Genomic DNA, 18631 nt, shown 5'->3' with positions numbered 1-18631 from the left:
AATATTCTCCTACTACTGACATTCTAACAGAAATTAGACGGATTGTTTAGAAATTCTGTCCTATTCTATCAAAATTTTCTCTTGACATTATCTGCAAAAACAGTATACTATACTTATGTATATACAGTTAAAAGGAGGAAATTATGAAACCTAAAACAAAAAATCAATTTATAACTCTTACAGCTCTCTTGACTGCACTAGCTATTGTTATTCCAATGGTTATGCCTGCAAAAATTATTATTCCACCTGCTTCTTATACTTTAGCAAGCCACGTTCCTATTTTCTTAGCCATGTTTATCTCGCCGTTAATGACTTTGATTGTTATTTTAGGTTCTACTTTTGGTTTTTTAGTAGCTGGTTATCCCATTGTTATCGTTCTTCGCGCCCTGTCACACCTATTCTTCGGCTTGGTAGGCGCTCTTTATCTTAAAAAATATCCTAAAGCTTTAGATAAACCAATCCAGACTTGGATTCTTAATATTGTCCTTGCTTTTATTCATGCGATTGCTGAAGTCCTTGCTTGCCTCATCTTTTACGCCTCAACTTCTTTTCCAGCAAATATGTTTTATCTTCTTTTCATACTCGTAGGAGTTGGAACTATCATTCATAGTATCGTTGATTTTATCATTGCACAATTTATCTATAAAGCTCTACAAAAAATCCGCTAAATCTTGAATATTTAACAGATTTATTCTACAATGAATTTATGATAAAACAAAGAAGAACAGATTTATTACAGCTTTTAAAAACTGCGGAAACTCCCTTAAATGGACAAATTTTAGCAGAGAAATTCCATGTTACTCGACAAATCATTGTACAAGACATTGCCGTTTTACGAGCAGATGGCGCCCCTATTATTAGTACAAATCGAGGCTATATTTACAAAACGAATGATACTGCTAAATATTATCACCAGCTTTTTAAAGTTAAGCATACGATTGAAGATATTGAAGTGGAATTACTGGCAATTGTAGATAACGGTGGACGAGTTCAAAATATTATGGTAGAGCATCCCGTTTATGGGGAAATTCAAACCTATCTGAAATTAACTTGTCGCAGAGATGTTCAGCATTTCATCCAACAAATTCACGAGACCAATTTCCGCGGTTTATCTGAATTGACAGACGGTGTCCATTATCATCTAGTAGAAGCTGATTCGCAACAAGATTTAGACTATGTCGAAAAAGCATTAGAAGAAATGGGATTTTTAATATAAAATTCAAACATGCTTTCTATATAGATTGCAAAAAAATAGAGCCTGAATGGCTCCATTTTTATTTCTCATCAATAACAATTCTGACTTTTTTATCTTCGGTTGGGACAGAATAAACAATCGTTCTTATCGCAGAGATCGTGCGACCTTTACGACCGATTACACGTCCAACATCACTAGGGTCAAGATCTAAGTGATATTCCAAAAATTCTGGTGTATCTTCAATCTTGATAGTTAAAGCATCTGGTTGTGAAATCAAAGGTTTCACTATCGCAATAATAAGATTTTCAATCGTGTCCATAGTCAACCTGCACTTTTATTATTTAGAGTATTTAGAATCGTGGAATTTCTTCATCACACCAGCTTTTGAAAGAATGTTACGAACAGTATCAGAAGGTTGAGCACCTTTTGACAACCAGTCAAGAATACGATCTTCTTTTAAAGTTACTTGGTTTTCAGCAACAAGTGGATTGTAAGTTCCAACTGTTTCGATAAAACGTCCGTCACGTGGTGAACGTGAGTCTGCTACATTGATACGATAGAAAGGTTTTTTCTTAGAACCCATACGAGTTAAACGGATTTTAACTGCCATTTTAAAAATTTCTCTTTTCTCTTTTTTATTTTTAGGAATAGCAGAACTATTCCCAACACACTCTATCTTATCACAAGAAAGAAAAGGTGTCAAGAAAAAATCTTGACATCTTTTGATATTACCATTCTACGACTTCAAAGACTGTAGCTGTCAGATCTTCAACAAAAGAATCGCTAACTTGACGACTATTTCCAGCTACAAGTTTCAAATTTCCAATATCTTCAATATTGTATCTATCACCACTTGCATTAAAAATTACGAGGTAATAATTATCATCTTTCACTTCAAAAATGACAATTCCACTTCCGGAATGCGCCGAATGTACAAAGGCATGCTGGTAAATGTCATCATAATGCTGGTAAGAAAATTCTTTTGTTGTCGTTTTTAAATGAATCATCTGTTTGATGTAGTTGATACTTTCTTGATGATGAGCTAATAAATCCCAGTCTACTTGATTGACAGCGTCGGGAGCGTTATAACTGTTCATAGCACGCTTATAATCTGCCTGAATGGCATTCCCATTTGCTCCAGTTGCCACTAGTTTGCTACGTGAAAATTCCTGTCCCAGCTCCATAAAACTCATACCTTGCAAGAGGAGATTCATCGCAGTCGCTAATTCAATCCGCTTAGTACGAGTCAATTCATCATCATTTGGATGAAGTTCGGCTAACAAATCGTGCAAATTGTAATTATCATGTGCTTCTACATAATTAACGACTTGTTTTGGCTCTAGATAGGTTCCTAACTCACTGCTTCCCAGAATTGCCTTGGCAACAATTGACTCTGTCGCTTGACCACTTACAAAGCCGGCTTTTAAGCCGCCGTAGACTTCTGCTCCTTTGATAGCATCACGTTCAGTATCGTTGAAAAATCCGATATTTGGCAATTCAAAGGCATTGTCTTTTTTTGCTTTGTCAAGCGGAAGCAATCCTGTCCCCATATCCCAACCTTCACCGTATGTGAGAATTCTCGAGTCAATTTCATCTAACGCTTCCCGAATTTGACGCATCGTTTCAATATCATGAATGCCCATTAAATCAAAACGAAAACCATCAATATTATACTCTTTTACCCAATAAAGGATAGAATCAATCATGTATTTACGAAACATTTCATGCTCGCTGGCTGTCTCGCTCCCTACACCTGTTCCGTTTTGGAAAGAGCCGTCTGAATTCATTCGATAGTAATAATCAGGCACTGCTTGTTGAAACGGTGAATCATGAGTTGAATAAATATGGTTATACACAACATCTATCACTACGGAAATGCCCGCATCATGATAGGCTTGAATCATCGTTTTTAAATCCCGCATTCCTTGAGACGGGTTTGCTGGATCTGTTGAAAAACTCGTTTCAGGAGCATTGTAATTTTGAGGGTCATAGCCCCAATTATACATTACATTTCCATCTTGGTCATACTCTTTGTGTCGATCAGAGATGGGCTGCAATTGTACGACATTGACACCTAATGATTGAATATAATCAAATCCTGTCGCTTGACCTGTTCTATTTTTTGTTCCTTTTTGACAAGCCCCTAAAAAGGTTCCTCGGTGTTTTTTAGACACGCCAGAACTGTTAGACTTCGTCAAATCTCGTACATGCATCTCATAAATAACAGCTTGACAAGGATTCTCTAGACGCCAAATTGCTCGTTGCCCTTGTTTCACTTGGAAATGTTTTGGATTTCGCTCCGCAGGCGATAAAATGACAGAACGCTTTCCATCTTCCGTTACGGCTTCCGCATACGGATCGCGTGTTACTGTTTTGTGATGTTCAAACTCTAGCTGGTACTGATAGGCTTTATTTGCCAAGTCATCCGAAATCACCCGAGACCAGACTCCGATTGTATTTTTAGCATGATCTTTGGAAAAGTCTTTTCCTCTTTGTAAGTCGTAGACCCTCCAGATTTTCGCTTTGTTAGTGCTATTCTTATAGACTACTAACTGAACTTTTTTTGCAGTCGGTGCCCAGAGTTTGAATTCTGCTTGCTCACCATTATACTGGCATCCCAACCAACCTTGATACCCCCAATGCTGGTCAAAATGTTTGCTGTCCAATGCCATATCAAAGGCGTGAGGATCACACTTTGCGTAATACGGACTAGTCATAGCAGCCTGCCTAGAATAATAAACTTGACTGTCTCCTTCGATAATCCAAACCTCAGTCACTAAATGAGGCGGTAACAACTGAATGGAATAGTCAACCGACTGGTGAGACCAATCAGTTGTTTTTACAATGACATGGACATTACTCAAAGCTTGTTCGCTTGTATAGGACAAGGTTCCTTGAATCCCAAAATCATCATATTGGAAAAAAGCACTCTCTTCTCCCCATTTATTCATTTGCCATTTCCACATATTATAGGCTGCATAATTTCCTAATTGATTATGGTAATGGATTAAGACACGATAGTTTAACATCACATTCTCCTGATTATTCTTTATTCTCCAATGACAAAGCACTATCGCTAATCTCATCAATATTTGCAAAAAATTCTAAATGGTTATGAAGAACTTCCAATTCAACAGGAGTATCTCCACCATATTCGCCATCCAGATTTAACATGAATGGGGCTTTTTTGTCTAAAACTTCTAACTTTAACTTACTTGTTTTTAAATATTCTACATTCACATCTGTCACATGTTGACCACCATTGATTGCTTGAATCATCAACGCCAGCATATCAAACAACCGAGCAGTTTTCACCAAAATTAAGGTAAAATTACCATCATCTAGCACTGTATCTGGCGCTAATTTTTCAAAGCCACCGATTGAATTTGTCAAGGCAACAAAGATTAAAGAAACTTTACCTTCAAACACACCGTGGTCATGTTCAATGTGTACCTTGCGTAATTTAGATTTTGGCAGCATTTCTGCTCCTTTTGCGACATAGGCAAGGTAGCCTAGACGTGACTTGACTTCACTTGGAACACTATAGGTCAATTCTGTCAAAGTCCCTGCCGCAGCGATATTGATAAAATATTTTTTCCCATAAGCCTGACCAATATCCATTTTTATGGTTTGATTTTTTTCAATGATACGAGCTGCTGCCACTGGATCTCCCATTGGAATTTTGAGAGCGCGTGCATAATCATTGGTCGTACCAGTTGGAATAAAGGCTAACTTAGGTCGATTTTCCAACGGTGCTACCCCATTGACCACTTCATTGATTGTCCCATCTCCACCAGCCGCCACAATTAAATCAAATCCTGCTTTAGCTGCTCTCTCTGCTTCATTTTGAGCTGATAAAGGAGCAGGCGTCGTCTGATAGGCACTTGTTTCATAGCCTACATCTTCTAAAACGTCTAAAACTTCTGCGATATTTTTTTTAATAATTTCCTGACCAGAGGTCGGATTATAAATCAATCGTGCTCTTTTTCTAGCTGTTTCCATACAAACCTCTACAAGTTCTCAAGCCAAGCTTCATCACGAATGTCAATTCCTAACTCTTGAGCTTTTGTTAATTTACTTCCTGCATCTGCTCCGGCAACGACTAGACTTGTTTTCTTAGAGACCGAGCTCGTCACCTTTGCACCTAAACTTTCTAATTTCTTTTTCGCCTCTGAACGATTGAGACGCTCCAATTTTCCTGTTAAAACAACGGTCAATCCAGAAAGCACTGCATCTGCTGCCACTTTTTCGCCAAGGTAAGTGAAATTTAACCCCGCTTCTTTTAATTCCGACAATAAAATATGAGTTCCTTCTTGTGCGAAATAGCTAGAAAGACTCTCAGCAATCACCATTCCTAGACTATCCAGTGCAGCAATTTCTTCTTTTTCTGCTTTTGCTAATTGTTCCAAATCATGAAAATGCTTTAGCAAAATCTGACTGGCTTTACTCCCAACATGGCGAATGCCCAAGCCAAATAATAATTTCTCAGCAGAATTTTCCTTGGAAGCCTGAATAGCAGTATACAACTTATTAGCTGATTTTTCCTTAAAATTTTCCAATTGCAGCAAATCTTCAACAGTCAAGCGATAAATGCCAGCCACATCATTTACCAACTGCTGATCAAATAACTTTTCTACAACAGCAGGACCAAGACCAGTGATATTCATGGCATCGCGACTAGCAAAATGAATCAAGCCTTCTTTGATTTGCGCAGGACAACGTGGATTGATACAGCGTAAAGCAACCTCATCTTCAAAGTGAATCAACTCGCTGTTGCAACTTGGACAATTCTTTGGAATCTCCAATTTCTCTTCTGACTGGCGCTTACTTTCAACCACTTGCAAAACAGCTGGAATGATGTCACCTGCTTTGTAAACGATGACCGTATCGCCTTTGCGAATGTCCTTTTCAGCAATGTAATCCACATTGTGCAAAGTGGCTCGGCTGACCGTTGTCCCCGCTAATTGCACAGGCGTCAAGTTGGCGGTTGGCGTAACAACTCCAGTCCGTCCAACTGTCCAGTCAACTGATAAAAGCTGCGCTTCTTTTTCTTCAGCTGGAAATTTGTAAGCAATCGCCCATTTTGGTGCTTTTACAGTAAAACCGAGTTCTTCCTGCATAACCAAATCATTTACCTTGATTACAACACCGTCAATATCATACGGTAACTGGTCGCGTTCTTGAGCGATTTGTCCAATAAACTGCCACACTTCATCCATCGAATGTGCCAAAATATGCCGCTCATTCACACTGAAGCCATTTTTAGATAACTGATTTAAAACAGCTTCTTGGCTCGTCGCACTTGTCGGACTGGCTTCTTGATAGAGAAAGGTTGCAAGATTACGTTTGGCCACAATTGCAGTATCTAACTGACGTAACGTTCCTGCTGCAGCATTTCTTGGATTTGCAAATTCCGGCTCCCCGTTTTCTTGCCGCAATCGGTTCACCCTATCAAAGGAGCTACGTGGCATATAACATTCACCACGAACTGTCAGATTCACAGCGGTTGGCAAGACTAATGGAATATCTTTGACTCTTTTTAAATTTTCTGTGATATTTTCTCCGACAGAGCCATCTCCTCGAGTGGCTCCTGCAACTAAAATCCCCTTTTCATACATAAGAGAAATGGAGAGACCGTCAATTTTTAACTCGCACAGATAACTCACCTTTGGAAAATCTTTGCGAATCCGTACATCAAATGCCTCTAACTCTTCACGTGAAAAAGCATCCTGCAAACTATAGAGCGGATACTGATGTTGGTATTTTTCAAACCCTTCTAAAACCTTACCACCCACGCGATGAGTTGGGCTATCGGCCTGAACGAGCTCTGGGTATTGCTGTTCTAAATCTAACAATTCATGATATAACCTATCATATTCACTATCCGATACGGTTGGATTATCCGTTGTATAATATTCATGCGCATATTGATTTAGTAGTTTCACCAGTTCTAACATTCTGTCTTTCATATTTCTATTTTATCATAATTCATGCGTTTCTACAGCATTCTTACTAATATTCTTAACAAAAAAATTAGACACATAAAATGAAATAGCATAAAAACTAGAATGTCTAAATTTTATAAGCATTCGTAAAATAAGATGTCCTAGAGATTTTATAAATAATTTAATAGAATTTTGCCCTTATAACTTTATAGATATCTTAATAATTCAAAATTTAATTGAAAAAAAGATATAAAAGAAGTAAAATATATATAGTTCATTTTCTTTTAATAAAGAAATAATCCAAACAATATAGAGGAGGAATCTTATTGTGAATATTACAATTGCAGGTGCAGGTGCAATGGGCAGCCGGTTTGGTCTCATGTTGCATCAAGCGGGTCATAAGGTCATTTTAGTAGACGGTTGGGCAGACCATGTAAAAGCTATCCAAAAAGATGGCTTGCAGGCTAATTTTAATGGCGAGGAGCTTGTTGCAAAATTGCCAATTTATCTTCAAAACGAAGTAGAACCAACTTTGTCCAGTGATTTAATCATTTTATTTACTAAAGCAATGCAGTTAGAAACAATGCTAACAGACATTCAGCCATTGATAAAAGAGCACACAAATGTTCTTTGTTTATTGAATGGAATTGGACATGAAGAAATCATTGAAAAATATGTTCCAAAAGAGCATATCATGATCGGAAATACTATGTGGACAGCAGGTATGGAAGGACCAGGTCGAGTGAAGTTATTCGGAAACGGAACTGTTGCACTGAAGAATCTAGTTTCAGATTCAAAAGCTAAACAAGCAGCTGAACACATTATAGAAATCTTAAATTCTGCTGGATTGAACGCACAGTATTCTGAAAATATCTTGCACGCCATTTATAAAAAAGCCTGTGTAAACGGGACAATGAATGGTTTATGCACTATTTTACTTTCTAATATGGCAGATTTCGGTGACACCACTCCCGCCCATACAATTGTTGAGCGCATTGTCAGCGAATTTGCGGCGGTTGCAAAATATGAAAATGTAGATTTGAATGTTGAAGAAACTGTAGATTACATCGAAAAAAATTGCTACAATCGAGATACAATCGGATTACATCACCCATCAATGTATCAAGATTTGAACGAGCATAATCGTCTGACAGAAATTGATTATATCAACGGAGCTGTCGTTCGAAAAGGTCAAAAGTATGGTGTACAAACCCCATATTGCTCCTTCTTGACAGAATTGGTTCACTGCAAAGAACAAATATTAGGCGCTAAATAGTGTGGAAACAGAAAGGGAAATTAGATGGAAACACAAGCACAAGAAAAGATGACGGCAAAAATTTTTGTCAATAAAGTATTGTCGGGAACGGCATTAGGAGTTATTATTGGTTTAATTCCAAACGCTGTTTTATCAGCTATTTTAAAATATTTCAGCACCGTGCCAATTGCACAGACCATTATTCATATCGCTGTTATCTTCCAATTAGCTACACCATTGATTATCGGTGGGTTAATCGCTTTGCAATTTGGATTTAAACCCATGCAGATGATGGTCACTGCAGGAGCTGCTTTTGTAGCTTCAGGTGTCGTCACTTTCAATACTGAACTTGGAAAATATGTCGGAGCTGGCACAGGAGACCTAATTAACACCATGTTAACAGCAGCTATCGCAGTTGGCATGCTTATGTTAATCAAAGATCGATTTGGTTCAACAGCTGTGGTAGCTATGCCGATTGTCGTCGGGGTAGGTGCAGCCTTGATTGGCTTACTGCTCTTGCCATTTGTTAAACAAATTACAACTGGCATTGGAGTGGTTATCAATGAATTTACACACTTACAACCGCTATTGATGTCTATTTTAATTTGTTGTTCATTTGCCTTTATTATCATTTCTCCAATCTCAACCGTTGCCATTGGTTTAGCCATTCAATTAAATGGAATTTCAGCCGGAGCTTCAGCAATGGGCGTGGCAGCTACAGCCGTTGCTTTAGTTGTTCACTCTTGGAAAGTGAATAATTCAGGGGTGACTTTAGCTATTGCTTTGGGAGCTATGAAATTGATGATGCCAAACGTCTTTAAATATCCAATTATTTTAGTTCCGTGTTTGACAACAGCCGTTATATCCGCTATCCCGGTAGCTCTTTTCTCAGTCAGTGGAACAGCTCAGTCAGCAGGTTTTGGCCTCGTAGGTTTGGTTGGACCATTAGCCTCTATTGATGCAGGATTAAATATAGCTTTAGCAGTTGTTGTATGGCTCATTGTTCCAATCCTTGCAGCCCTTGCAAGTAAAATTGTTTTTGAAAAAATCTTGAAACTATATGACTCTTCTGTTGTATTTAAATTCCAAGACTAATAAAAAATCTGTCGAATCTTCGACAGATTTTTTATTAGTCTGCTATTCAAAGCATTTATTTCCCCAAGTCAATCCGTTTATTCAGCTTATCCATTAAGATTCCACCAATAATGAGTGAAGCAAACTCTCCTACCGCTGTCGTAAACCAAGTCAAGAAAAACGGTGCTTTAGCGACAAGATACAATTCAGCTGCAATGGTCACCATAGAAAGTGAAAAGAAAATCGCAAAATAAAAGAAAGCTTTATTAATCAGTCCATTAAACAAGTATTCATTCATGTATTTTCTAAAGAAATACACACCTAAGCTCAAAAAGACCAAAGTTGAGCCACCACCGACAAAGACATCGATGATTCCAAAGCTAAATAAATTTGCAATCATACAACCCAGGGTGACTCCGATGATGTACTTAGGTCTATAAAAAGCCATAAAGTTCATCATTTCAGAAATCCGAAATTGGTAGGCACCATAGCTAATAGCATTCAAGGGCGGTGTCATTGTTAGTGCGACATAAATCGCAGCAACAAGAGCAATCTGAGCCATATCACGAACAGTAATTTTTTCCATGTTTTCTCCTTTAGCGGTCAAACCGCGTGTAATATGCTTGGCGAAAGGGAACTAAGCACCAAGGGCTGCATTGACAAAACGAATACAGCTTTTCAAGTATAGCATATTTTTTTCAAATATGATAGACTAAATCTATGAAAAATTATATAAAACGCTTTTTCGATAACGAAATCTTATCCTATTTGTTTTTTGGTGTTGCTACAACTGCTGTTGCAGTTCTTACACGTATGCTTTGTTATGCTTTCACGAGTAATGAATTACTTTCTACAGCGATAGGCAATATCGCTGGAATCCTTTTTGCTTTTGCGACAAATGACACGATTGTTTTTAAGCAAGAAAGAAGGGGCTGGGGCGCTCGTTTTGTCAAATTTGCTCTTGCGCGACTTTCTACTTTTCTGCTGGACATGGGACTCACATTCATTTTTGTCACAACATTTCCTAACATTATCGGTCAATTTGTCCACAATGACATTAAAACGGTCAACACTATTGAAACATTGTTTGCTCAAATCGTTATTATTGTGCTTAATTATGTTTTTAGCAAAATCTTTGTATTTAAAAATAAATCAACGAATTAAAAAGACAAACCTACCTCAATGGTGGTTTGTCTTAAATCCAAAGGAGCCTTAAGGCTCTTTTTTCTTAAATTTCTACACTTGGATTGTCAATTGTCAGATGAGTAATTTCTCCTTTGACTCCAAAATAATCTTCTACCAAATGTTGCAATTCCTGCATAGCTGCTTGCGCGCGTTTGGCTTGGTCTTCATTGATAGCCTCGATGACTAGTACTGCGTCCGTTGTGCCTTCAGTCAGCATTGTCCGTTGCGCTTCCCGCCAGTTAAAGCAGCGACAAACCGCTCCTTCATTATCATAATAGATAATCTCTTCTGGAAGAGCTGGTGCATCCGTCTCTGCACCAAGTGGAAAGAAAGCTTCGCCTCCTTGCGCTTTTCCAAGATGCAACCCTCCTTGAATCTTAGCAATATCTTCACCACCACAAGGAACGGCATAGGAAAGTGATACACTATTATAAATATCCACCAATGGATTGATTGGATTGAACTCACGACCTTGACTTACCCTTTTTAAAAGAGCTTCAATGGAAGAACGCGCACCTTTTTTAGTTTTAAACTTACTAAAAGCACCACGCCATTCTTGAATCACGTCATTTTGCGTAAAGGTTTCATCTACGATAAAATCTTCTGCACGCTTGCTTCCCTTGTCTAACAAAGATTTAAAATAAGGGTTTTTGCTTTCGTCAACGCTATTATCCAAACCTTTAACAACCATAATGCTAATTTGCGCTTGAGGAAATAATTCCCAAAATTCATTTTCAACTGTGACTTTCATTTTACACCTCTCAATAATTTCTTTTTTGTCCTTTTTTAACCAATTCCCAATCATCAGTAATATTCTGTCGCACCTTTGCTAACATATCTTCTAACATTTGGGCGTCTTCTTTTGAAAATCCTGTCAAAGCCTGCTGCTCAGAATAAGTGTGCTCTGCTAAGATAAACGGGTAAAGTTTTTTTCCTGTATCCGTCGCAAAAAGCTCTTTATTTTTTAAATTTCCAGCTGCACTTCTTCTTTCAATCAAACCTTTACTCTCTAATTTTTTGACAGAGCGAGCAACGGTTGACCGATCAACTTTCAGCAAATCCGAAAGTTCTTCTTGAATAATACCGGGATTTTCTACGATACGAACCAAATAAAGATACTGCCCTTTGGCCAAATCAACATGGCGAAATTCAATATTCGCCATTGAATCCAACGCTCGGGCGATGATACCAATCTCTCGCAAAATCGTCATATTGCCTCCTTAAGCAATATTATATCACATTTTATTGCAAATGCAATAAAATAACCACAAAAAAAGAAGTTTCATTTGAACTTCTCTTTATTTTTTATAAGTCTTGTTGTCAGTTGTTTGTGTCTCGTTTCAAATTCTTTTTCGTGACATCCTTGGTAACTTGCATTTAAGATTGCCCCAATAATCATAATTTGGGCAATGAAGGTAAACCAAATCATGACGACGACAACAAAAATGGAACTAAAAAATCGAACATCCATTAAATGATTTACATAAGTGTCCAAATAAACGGAAAATAAATTTAACAATACCCCAATCGTAAAAACTACAAAAATCGTTCCTGGCAGAACATAGCGGATTTTCCTGATTTTTACATTGGGTAAAAAGTAATAAAGCATCAGTAAAGAAAGAAACAGCAAGGTGTAAATAGTCGGCTGGGTCATTCTTTGCAAACTGGCATATAATTGACCGTCAAACTCCCAAAAGCTATGAAGCAAGCGAAGCGACATTCTCCCAAACATTGTCAGTAAAAGAGACAAAGCAAAGAGAAATTGCAACCCCAAGCTAATGACTAAACTAAATAATCTATGTGATATCAGACCTCTATCTTTTGCAACACCATAAGCTTTATTAAATGCTTTTTGTAAAAATGACATTGATTGTGAAAATGCCCATAGAGCCGAAAGGATAGAAAAACTCAACAAGCCAGAAGAAGGCTGAGTTAGCAAATTTCGGGTTACCTTTGCAACGACTTCATACAGCGATTCAGGTAGAACATCTTCCATTGCTTCCAAAAATTCTGCTATCGGAATTTGAAAATAAGGCAATATATTCACAACAATCAATAGCAACGGAAAAATCGAAATCAGCAAATAATAAGCCACTGCAATGCTTGTCAAATCAATCTCTGATGCTTGATAAAATTTAAAAAAGGATTGTAAAAACGGGTTCTGTCCAATCTTAGAAACAAACTTTTTCATCTCGTCTCCTACTAGAATACAGAGCAAAAAGCCCCTTTCCATTCTTATTTTTAATAAGTTCCTTCTTCTCCTTGACTGGTCAAGATAACAGGACCATCTTTGGTAATCACAAATTGATGTTCGTATTGACAAGAAAGTCCACCGTCCAGCGTTTTGTGAGCCCAACCCGTCTCAAAATCTGTGTCAATCTCCCAAGTACCTGTTGAAATCATCGGCTCAATTGTCAAAACCATGCCTTCACGAAGACGCAATCCGCGTCCAGCGCGTCCGTAATGAGGCACCATTGGCTCTTCGTGCATAGTTGGTCCAACACCGTGTCCTACCAAGTCACGAACAACACCATAGCCATGACTTTCCGCATACTCTTGAATCGCTGCACCAATGTCACCAATCCGATTGCCAACTTGAGCAGCTTCAATTCCACGATAAAGGCATTCTTTTGTCACGTCCATCAGTTGGTGCACTTCTTCACTCGCTTGACCAACTGCATAAGCCCAACAAGAATCTGCAACACCTCCACGGAAATTTTCTGTATAGTGTTTCATTTGTTCCACGTTGTTGAAATCGAGTTTAGAAACATCTAACTCAGCTTTATCAACTAAGCCAACGACCATATCTACTTTGATTAAGTCACCTTCAACTAATTTTTGGTGGCGTGGAAAAGCATGTGCCACTTCATCATTCAATGAGCAGCAAGTGGCATAAGGGTAGTCCATGATGCTCCCTTCTACACCAATTTGAAGCGGAAGAGCATTATCTTCCTTACATCGTCTGCGGACATACTCTTCAATTTCCCACATGTCAATACCTGGCTTAATCAAATCCCTTAAACCGATATGAATACTGGCGAGAAATGCACCGCTTTTTTCCATTAAATCAATTTCACGTTGTGATTTTAAAGTTATCATTCTTTCTCCTTAATATCTGAGGTATTAATTTATTTTTACTGTAATTGTTGCTTTTGCAACCAGTTGAAGTTTTAGGTAAATATCGTAATCCAAAATAGCAGAATGCCGTGTTTGTCGGACAATTCTTGGTCGCAGCGTCAAAGTTTCATCAATCTGAACAGCTTGCAAGAAATAAATCATCATCTGCTCAATAATAATATTTTTCTTGCCAGATGTCATGTATTGATGTGTTGCTGTCGTTAAAATCTCTGTTAGAATCCCGTTAGATAAAACACCGTTACTTTCTAACATAAAAGGTTCCACAACAAAAGAAAATTCATTGTTGATATGACGAAGTTTTTGAGAGACTTGGTCACTAAAAGTCGGTAGGCTGGAGATTTGTTCCCGACTCATTTTTTCCATGACATCACGACGCGTAATGACTCCAAGAAGAGTTTGATTGCTCCGAATGACTGGCACCATTTCAAAATCTTCTGTAATCATGCGCTGGCTAACATTGGCAATGCTGGTGTTTAAAGTAACGGCATAGATATTTTTTGTCATAACTTTGTCCAAAATAGTGTGAGGAGACTTGTCACCAGTATCACGCATAGTCACCACGCCAACGACCATATTATGCTGATTAACAACAGGAAAACGACTGCTACGGTTTTTCCGAACCAAATCCATAAAATCACGAACGGTATCTGTATCTTTTAAGAAACCATACTCATGACTACCACGATAAACCTGTTCCACGGTTAAAATATCTGTTTTGATCTGCATGTTGGACAGAGCACGATTGATAATCGTTGCAACTGTAAAGGTATCATGTTGGGATCTTAGAACAGGAATGCTTAAGCGGTTCGCCAATTTTAAGACATCATGATTCACATCCAAACCACCTGTCACTAAAACAGCATTTTCATGCTTCAAAGCCAATAACTGAATACGGGTGCGGTCTCCAATAATCAAGAGACCTCCTTCTGTTAAGTAACGTAAGAGATTCTTCTCGGTCATTGCCCCGATTGAGAATTTACTGAATTCCTTTTCAAGTCCGTCTTGACCAGCTAATACTTCTGATCTCGTAATTTCAGCAATTTCTTTAAATGTTAAGTGCTCCAGCTCGACTTTGGGAGATTTCACGCGAATCGTGCCGCTACGAGGACGTGTTTCTACCAATCCACGATTTTCGGCTTCTTTAATCGCACGATAAGCAGTCCCCTCGCTTACTCCTAAATAATTGGAAATACTGCGTACGCTAACACGCTTTCCTACTGGTAATTCTTCCAAATAAGCGATAATTTCTTGATGTTTACTCATGAAAGTCTCCTTTTTCATAGCAAAACTCTAAATAATCCCGCATTTTACGTGTATAACGGTCGCTCCCCTTGAACTGCCGCCTACAAGAAAAGCCTGTCTTCTCGGCAACTCTTTGGCTAGCTTTGTTTTCCAGATGAGTTACAATATAAAGTCGCTTCAAATCAAACTGTGTAAATGCCAAATAAACAATATTTTTGACGCACTCAGTCATCAGACCATGTCCCCAATAATCATGCCGAAGAAAATAACCAAGCTCTGCTTCACCCTTGATTTCGTCTATCTTTTCAAATTTAACAGAACCAATCATTTGCCCAGAATCTTTATCACAGATCGCCCAAATTCCAAGAGGATATTTCATGAAATAATTAGCCAATACATGTTGACTTTCTTGCAAATTAGCCTGTGCAGGAAAAATGAAATGTAGATTTTCAGGATTGGAAGCAATTTTATAAAAATCTTCACTATCCATAAAGGAAAAGGGACGCAATACTAAATGCTCTGTTTCTATAAAGGCAAATTCTGCCAATTTTGTCCACAAATTCATATCTTACCTCTAAAGATAAGACCCAGTTGGTACGCCAACTGGGCTATTTCACCTCATCATGTCAACGCTGTTTCGAATCTATCCTTCGACAAGCTGAATGTCTGCTCCTAAACTCGTCAACTTTTCAATAATATTTGAATAACCTCGTAAAATAAATTCTACATTTGTAATTTCGGTTTTTCCATGAGCTAGCAAGCCTGCAATTACAAGAGCTGCTCCTGCCCGCAAATCAGTCGCTTTGACCGCTTCACCTTGCAATTGATTAGGCCCTTCATAAACAATATGATTGGTACTCGTTGAAATCTTTCCTGCCATTTTTGCTAACTCAGGGACATGATTTACTCGCTTTTCATAAATCGTATCAATAATTAAGCCACGTCCTTCAGCAGTTAACAAAAGTGGCGTAATAGGCTGTTGCAAGTCTGTAGCAAAGCCTGGATAAGGAGCCGTCTTAATGTTGATTGCTTTCAAATTATGCTGCTTTTCGACATACACGCTATCTTCAGAAACGGTCATGCGGACTCCCATTTCTTCTAATTTCGCAATAAAGCCTTCTAAGTGTTCATAAAGGACATTGTTGATTTGCACGCCTTCACCAATTGCAGCAGCCATTGAGATATAAGTTCCTGCTTCAATTCGATCTGGAATAACTTGGTGACGAGTTCCATGGAGCTGATCAACACCTTCAATGATAATAATGTCAGTACCGGCTCCTCGAATGTGTGCCCCCATATTATTCAAAAGTGTCGCTACATCAATGATCTCAGGCTCACGAGCCGCATTTTCAATAACGGTGCGCCCTTTTGCTTTTACTGCTGCAAGCATGGTGTTAATGGTCGCTCCGACACTTACTGTATCCATGTAAATACTAGCTCCATGAAGCCGCTCGCCACCTGTCGAAAGGTTCATGGAATTTCCCTCATAGGTCATGGTAGCCCCCATAGCTTCAAAAGCTTTGATATGCAAATCAATCGGTCGAGGTCCCAAATCACAGCCACCAGGCAAGCCAACTGTTGCTTCGCCATAGCGTCCAAGCAAACTGCCATAAAAGTAATAAGAAGCACGCAAGCTATTGATTTTACCATAAGGCATGGGCACATTTTTTATACCACGAGGATCAATTCTTAGCGTATCATCTTGGCGCTCAACAGTAGCTCCCATAGCTTCCATAATGTCAATCAAACTCACAACATCGGAAATATCTGGCACACAGTCCAATGTCACGATTTCATCAGATAAAATTGTCGCCGGAATTAAAGCGACTACGCTATTTTTAGCACCGCTAATAGTCACCTCTCCTTTTAAGGGGCGACCGCCATTAATTACAATTTTTTTCATTTTTAGCTCTTTCAAGGAATTTATAATCAAATATACTGCACTTTATTATAACACAGTTTCTGTGAAAATCCTATCCTTTTAAAGAAATCTCTTTTAACTTGTTATTCTTGTTATATAACGATTACAAAACTCTTTTATTTTGGTGGCATTCTAAAAAGAGCGGGACAAAAATCAATTTTGTCCCGCTCCTCAAAATGATGACTAGATCCAACAATCTAGGGAACTGCTGGAGTTTGCAGATAACACTAATATAATCGGCACAAATAAATACGTTTTAAGTCAGATTGCAACTGTGGCTGATTGTAAAATGCCTCATAAAAAATTTATAAACAAGAGACTTGTATCCTAACTTCTTCTTTATTTTGCAACAACTGCTTTCAAAGCATCTACTTTATCAAGTTTTTCCCACGGCAGGTCAATATCTGTACGTCCCATGTGCCCATAGGCAGCAGTCTGACGGTAAATTGGTCGTTTCAAATCAAGCATTTGAATAATACCCGCTGGACGAAGATCAAAGATTTGTCGAACTGCTTCTTGAATCTTGCTTTCTGAAACTGTACCTGTGCCAAAAGTATCAATGCGGACTGATACTGGATGTGCGACTCCGATAGCATAGGCTAGCTGAACTTCTGTTTTCTTAGCTAATCCTGCTGCAACAATATTCTTGGCAATATAACGCGCTGCATAAGAAGCGGAACGATCGACTTTTGTGGCGTCTTTTCCAGAGAAAGCCCCACCTCCGTGGCGTGCATAACCGCCATATGTATCAACGATAATTTTACGTCCAGTTAAACCAGAATCTCCTTGAGGTCCGCCAATAACAAAGCGACCAGTCGGATTGATGAAAAACTTACTTTTTTCATCTAAATACTCTGCTGGAACCACTTCTTTAATGACCTTTTCAATCACATCTTGATGAATCTGCTCATTGCTTACTTCTGGGTCATGTTGAGTGGAAATAACAACAGTATCCACACGTATAGGTTTGTCGTTTGCATCGTATTCAACCGTTACTTGAGATTTTGCATCCGGACGAAGATAGGAAATTTCTCCAGATTTGCGAAGCTCTGCTAAACGACGGACTAATTTGTGACTGAGAGAAATAGGCAACGGCATTAGTTCAGGTGTTTCATCTACAGCAAAACCAAACATCAGCCCCTGATCACCGGCACCAATCAAATCAAGCGGATCTTGTTCAGCATTTCCACGAATTTCAAGGGCTTCATTTACCCCTTGAGCAATATCTGGTGATTGCTCAACAAGCGACGGATGCACCCCCACCGTTTCTGCTGAAAAACCATATTCAGCTTTTGTATAACCAATCTCTGCAATTGTATCGCGAACTATGCGGTTAATATCCACATAAGCATTTGTGGATATTTCCCCAAAAACATGGACAGAGCCTGTATAGACAGCTGTCTCAGCAGCCACATGAGCCTCTGGATCCTGCTCCAAGATAGCATCTAAAATAGCATCTGAAATTTGGTCTGCAATCTTATCTGGATGTCCTTCAGATACAGATTCAGACGTGAAAAGTTTACGTTCTGACATATTCATGTCCCCCTTTTAATGAAATATTCCCTCCTAAAAATTCTATTATTGCTAGGAAGTTACTTGAAAATCTGTAAACAGACTTACGTTAAAAAGTTACAAAGCACTAGTCTCTATGGTTAATATTTAACCTTTAACTACCT

At 38.5% G+C, this 18631-nt stretch carries 19 protein-coding genes and 1 riboswitch; of the genes, 5 read left to right on the top strand and 14 right to left on the bottom strand.

Annotated elements, in window-relative coordinates:
* Positions 1-143 precede the first annotated feature (143 nt).
* Together SanJ4206_RS04470 and SanJ4206_RS04465 are read left to right on the top strand one after the other, a co-directional pair.
* A complete protein-coding gene (locus tag SanJ4206_RS04470) occupies positions 144-668 on the top strand; it encodes an ECF transporter S component (RefSeq protein ID WP_003029805.1) in 525 nt (174 codons plus the stop codon).
* A gap of 38 nt (positions 669-706) precedes the next feature.
* Positions 707-1216 (top strand): transcription repressor NadR, encoded by a 510-nt coding sequence (locus SanJ4206_RS04465; protein ID WP_003029808.1) that lies wholly within the window; start codon positions 707-709, stop codon positions 1214-1216.
* Positions 1217-1274: 58 nt separating this feature from the next.
* Here SanJ4206_RS04465 and kphA read toward each other — a convergent pair whose 3' ends face one another.
* The 5 genes from kphA to ligA form a co-directional block, all read right to left on the bottom strand.
* The gene (gene kphA / locus SanJ4206_RS04460) at positions 1275-1514 is read right to left on the bottom strand and encodes an RNA-binding protein KphA (RefSeq protein ID WP_003001620.1); all 240 of its coding nucleotides are present in this window, start codon (positions 1512-1514) and stop codon (positions 1275-1277) included.
* Positions 1515-1532: 18 nt separating this feature from the next.
* Positions 1533-1805 (bottom strand): 30S ribosomal protein S16, encoded by a 273-nt coding sequence (gene rpsP, locus SanJ4206_RS04455; protein ID WP_003024685.1) that lies wholly within the window; start codon positions 1803-1805, stop codon positions 1533-1535.
* 118 nt (positions 1806-1923) lie between these two features.
* Complete coding sequence (pulA, locus tag SanJ4206_RS04450; RefSeq protein WP_022525115.1) at positions 1924-4224, bottom strand: type I pullulanase; 2301 nt, start codon at positions 4222-4224, stop codon at positions 1924-1926.
* 13 nt (positions 4225-4237) lie between these two features.
* A complete protein-coding gene (locus SanJ4206_RS04445) occupies positions 4238-5197 on the bottom strand; it encodes a diacylglycerol kinase family lipid kinase (protein ID WP_003029816.1) in 960 nt (319 codons plus the stop codon).
* 8 nt (positions 5198-5205) lie between these two features.
* Positions 5206-7164: an NAD-dependent DNA ligase LigA gene (gene ligA / locus SanJ4206_RS04440; protein ID WP_003029818.1), complete on the bottom strand. Its 1959-nt coding sequence runs from the start codon at positions 7162-7164 to the stop codon at positions 5206-5208.
* Between the two features lie 304 nt (positions 7165-7468).
* On the opposite strand from ligA, the gene SanJ4206_RS04435 reads away from it, so the two are divergent.
* Together SanJ4206_RS04435 and SanJ4206_RS04430 are read left to right on the top strand one after the other, a co-directional pair.
* The gene (locus SanJ4206_RS04435) at positions 7469-8416 is read left to right on the top strand and encodes a 2-dehydropantoate 2-reductase (protein ID WP_003029820.1); all 948 of its coding nucleotides are present in this window, start codon (positions 7469-7471) and stop codon (positions 8414-8416) included.
* 24 nt (positions 8417-8440) lie between these two features.
* A complete protein-coding gene (locus tag SanJ4206_RS04430) occupies positions 8441-9490 on the top strand; it encodes a PTS sugar transporter subunit IIC (protein WP_003029822.1) in 1050 nt (349 codons plus the stop codon).
* A 55-nt stretch (positions 9491-9545) separates the two neighbouring features.
* Here SanJ4206_RS04430 and SanJ4206_RS04425 read toward each other — a convergent pair whose 3' ends face one another.
* On the bottom strand, positions 9546-10055 hold the full coding sequence (locus SanJ4206_RS04425; RefSeq protein WP_003029825.1) for a QueT transporter family protein: 510 nt from the start codon (positions 10053-10055) through the stop codon (positions 9546-9548).
* Positions 10053-10161: riboswitch (PreQ1 riboswitch) on the bottom strand. (Overlaps the previous gene by 3 nt.)
* A gap of 28 nt (positions 10162-10189) precedes the next feature.
* Here SanJ4206_RS04425 and SanJ4206_RS04420 point away from each other — a divergent pair.
* On the top strand, positions 10190-10633 hold the full coding sequence (locus SanJ4206_RS04420; RefSeq protein ID WP_003029828.1) for a GtrA family protein: 444 nt from the start codon (positions 10190-10192) through the stop codon (positions 10631-10633).
* 64 nt (positions 10634-10697) lie between these two features.
* Here the strand turns inward: SanJ4206_RS04420 and SanJ4206_RS04415 are convergent, their stop codons facing one another.
* From SanJ4206_RS04415 to metK, 8 genes are all read right to left on the bottom strand, one after another.
* Positions 10698-11405, bottom strand: a complete 708-nt coding sequence (locus SanJ4206_RS04415) for a B3/B4 domain-containing protein (protein ID WP_003042871.1) — start codon at positions 11403-11405, stop codon at positions 10698-10700.
* 10 nt (positions 11406-11415) lie between these two features.
* Positions 11416-11865 carry a MarR family winged helix-turn-helix transcriptional regulator gene (locus SanJ4206_RS04410; protein ID WP_003029833.1) on the bottom strand — a complete coding sequence of 150 codons (450 nt, stop codon included), beginning with the start codon at positions 11863-11865 and terminating at the stop codon, positions 11416-11418.
* A gap of 71 nt (positions 11866-11936) precedes the next feature.
* Positions 11937-12845 (bottom strand): YihY/virulence factor BrkB family protein, encoded by a 909-nt coding sequence (locus SanJ4206_RS04405; RefSeq protein ID WP_022525425.1) that lies wholly within the window; start codon positions 12843-12845, stop codon positions 11937-11939.
* A gap of 50 nt (positions 12846-12895) precedes the next feature.
* Complete coding sequence (locus SanJ4206_RS04400) at positions 12896-13753, bottom strand: methionyl aminopeptidase (RefSeq protein WP_003029837.1); 858 nt, start codon at positions 13751-13753, stop codon at positions 12896-12898.
* Positions 13754-13777: 24 nt separating this feature from the next.
* Positions 13778-15055: a CBS-HotDog domain-containing transcription factor SpxR gene (gene spxR, locus SanJ4206_RS04395; protein ID WP_037582722.1), complete on the bottom strand. Its 1278-nt coding sequence runs from the start codon at positions 15053-15055 to the stop codon at positions 13778-13780.
* Positions 15048-15599 carry a GNAT family N-acetyltransferase gene (locus SanJ4206_RS04390; protein ID WP_003029841.1) on the bottom strand — a complete coding sequence of 184 codons (552 nt, stop codon included), beginning with the start codon at positions 15597-15599 and terminating at the stop codon, positions 15048-15050. Before SanJ4206_RS04390 ends, spxR begins: the two co-directional genes overlap by 8 nt.
* A gap of 78 nt (positions 15600-15677) precedes the next feature.
* Positions 15678-16937, bottom strand: coding sequence for a UDP-N-acetylglucosamine 1-carboxyvinyltransferase (locus tag SanJ4206_RS04385; RefSeq protein WP_003029843.1), 1260 nt, complete (start codon positions 16935-16937; stop codon positions 15678-15680).
* Between the two features lie 357 nt (positions 16938-17294).
* Positions 17295-18488 (bottom strand): methionine adenosyltransferase, encoded by a 1194-nt coding sequence (gene metK, locus SanJ4206_RS04380; protein ID WP_022525427.1) that lies wholly within the window; start codon positions 18486-18488, stop codon positions 17295-17297.
* Positions 18489-18631 lie beyond the last annotated feature (143 nt).

The sequence above is a fragment of the Streptococcus anginosus genome, assembly GCF_001697145.1.
In the GTDB taxonomy this organism is placed as follows: Bacteria; Bacillota; Bacilli; order Lactobacillales; family Streptococcaceae; genus Streptococcus; species Streptococcus hominis.
The sequence above is the reverse complement of the archived record's forward strand: the minus strand, read 5'-3'. Positions and strand labels throughout refer to the sequence as shown.

Bases quoted from the DNA above. Each gene is read 5' to 3' on its own strand.
- SanJ4206_RS04470 (WP_003029805.1), top strand. From the start codon at position 144: ATGAAACCTAAAACAAAAAATCAATTTATAACTCTTACAGCTCTCTTG.
- SanJ4206_RS04465 (WP_003029808.1), top strand. From the start codon at position 707: ATGATAAAACAAAGAAGAACAGATTTATTACAGCTTTTAAAAACTGCG.
- kphA (WP_003001620.1), bottom strand. From the start codon at position 1,514: ATGGACACGATTGAAAATCTTATTATTGCGATAGTGAAACCTTTGATT.
- rpsP (WP_003024685.1), bottom strand. From the start codon at position 1,805: ATGGCAGTTAAAATCCGTTTAACTCGTATGGGTTCTAAGAAAAAACCT.
- pulA (WP_022525115.1), bottom strand. From the start codon at position 4,224: ATGTTAAACTATCGTGTCTTAATCCATTACCATAATCAATTAGGAAAT.
- SanJ4206_RS04445 (WP_003029816.1), bottom strand. From the start codon at position 5,197: ATGGAAACAGCTAGAAAAAGAGCACGATTGATTTATAATCCGACCTCT.
- ligA (WP_003029818.1), bottom strand. From the start codon at position 7,164: ATGAAAGACAGAATGTTAGAACTGGTGAAACTACTAAATCAATATGCG.
- SanJ4206_RS04430 (WP_003029822.1), top strand. From the start codon at position 8,441: ATGGAAACACAAGCACAAGAAAAGATGACGGCAAAAATTTTTGTCAAT.
- SanJ4206_RS04425 (WP_003029825.1), bottom strand. From the start codon at position 10,055: ATGGAAAAAATTACTGTTCGTGATATGGCTCAGATTGCTCTTGTTGCT.
- SanJ4206_RS04420 (WP_003029828.1), top strand. From the start codon at position 10,190: ATGAAAAATTATATAAAACGCTTTTTCGATAACGAAATCTTATCCTAT.
- SanJ4206_RS04415 (WP_003042871.1), bottom strand. From the start codon at position 11,405: ATGAAAGTCACAGTTGAAAATGAATTTTGGGAATTATTTCCTCAAGCG.
- SanJ4206_RS04410 (WP_003029833.1), bottom strand. From the start codon at position 11,865: ATGACGATTTTGCGAGAGATTGGTATCATCGCCCGAGCGTTGGATTCA.
- SanJ4206_RS04405 (WP_022525425.1), bottom strand. From the start codon at position 12,845: ATGAAAAAGTTTGTTTCTAAGATTGGACAGAACCCGTTTTTACAATCC.
- SanJ4206_RS04400 (WP_003029837.1), bottom strand. From the start codon at position 13,753: ATGATAACTTTAAAATCACAACGTGAAATTGATTTAATGGAAAAAAGC.
- spxR (WP_037582722.1), bottom strand. From the start codon at position 15,055: ATGAGTAAACATCAAGAAATTATCGCTTATTTGGAAGAATTACCAGTA.
- SanJ4206_RS04390 (WP_003029841.1), bottom strand. From the start codon at position 15,599: ATGAATTTGTGGACAAAATTGGCAGAATTTGCCTTTATAGAAACAGAG.
- SanJ4206_RS04385 (WP_003029843.1), bottom strand. From the start codon at position 16,937: ATGAAAAAAATTGTAATTAATGGCGGTCGCCCCTTAAAAGGAGAGGTG.
- metK (WP_022525427.1), bottom strand. From the start codon at position 18,488: ATGTCAGAACGTAAACTTTTCACGTCTGAATCTGTATCTGAAGGACAT.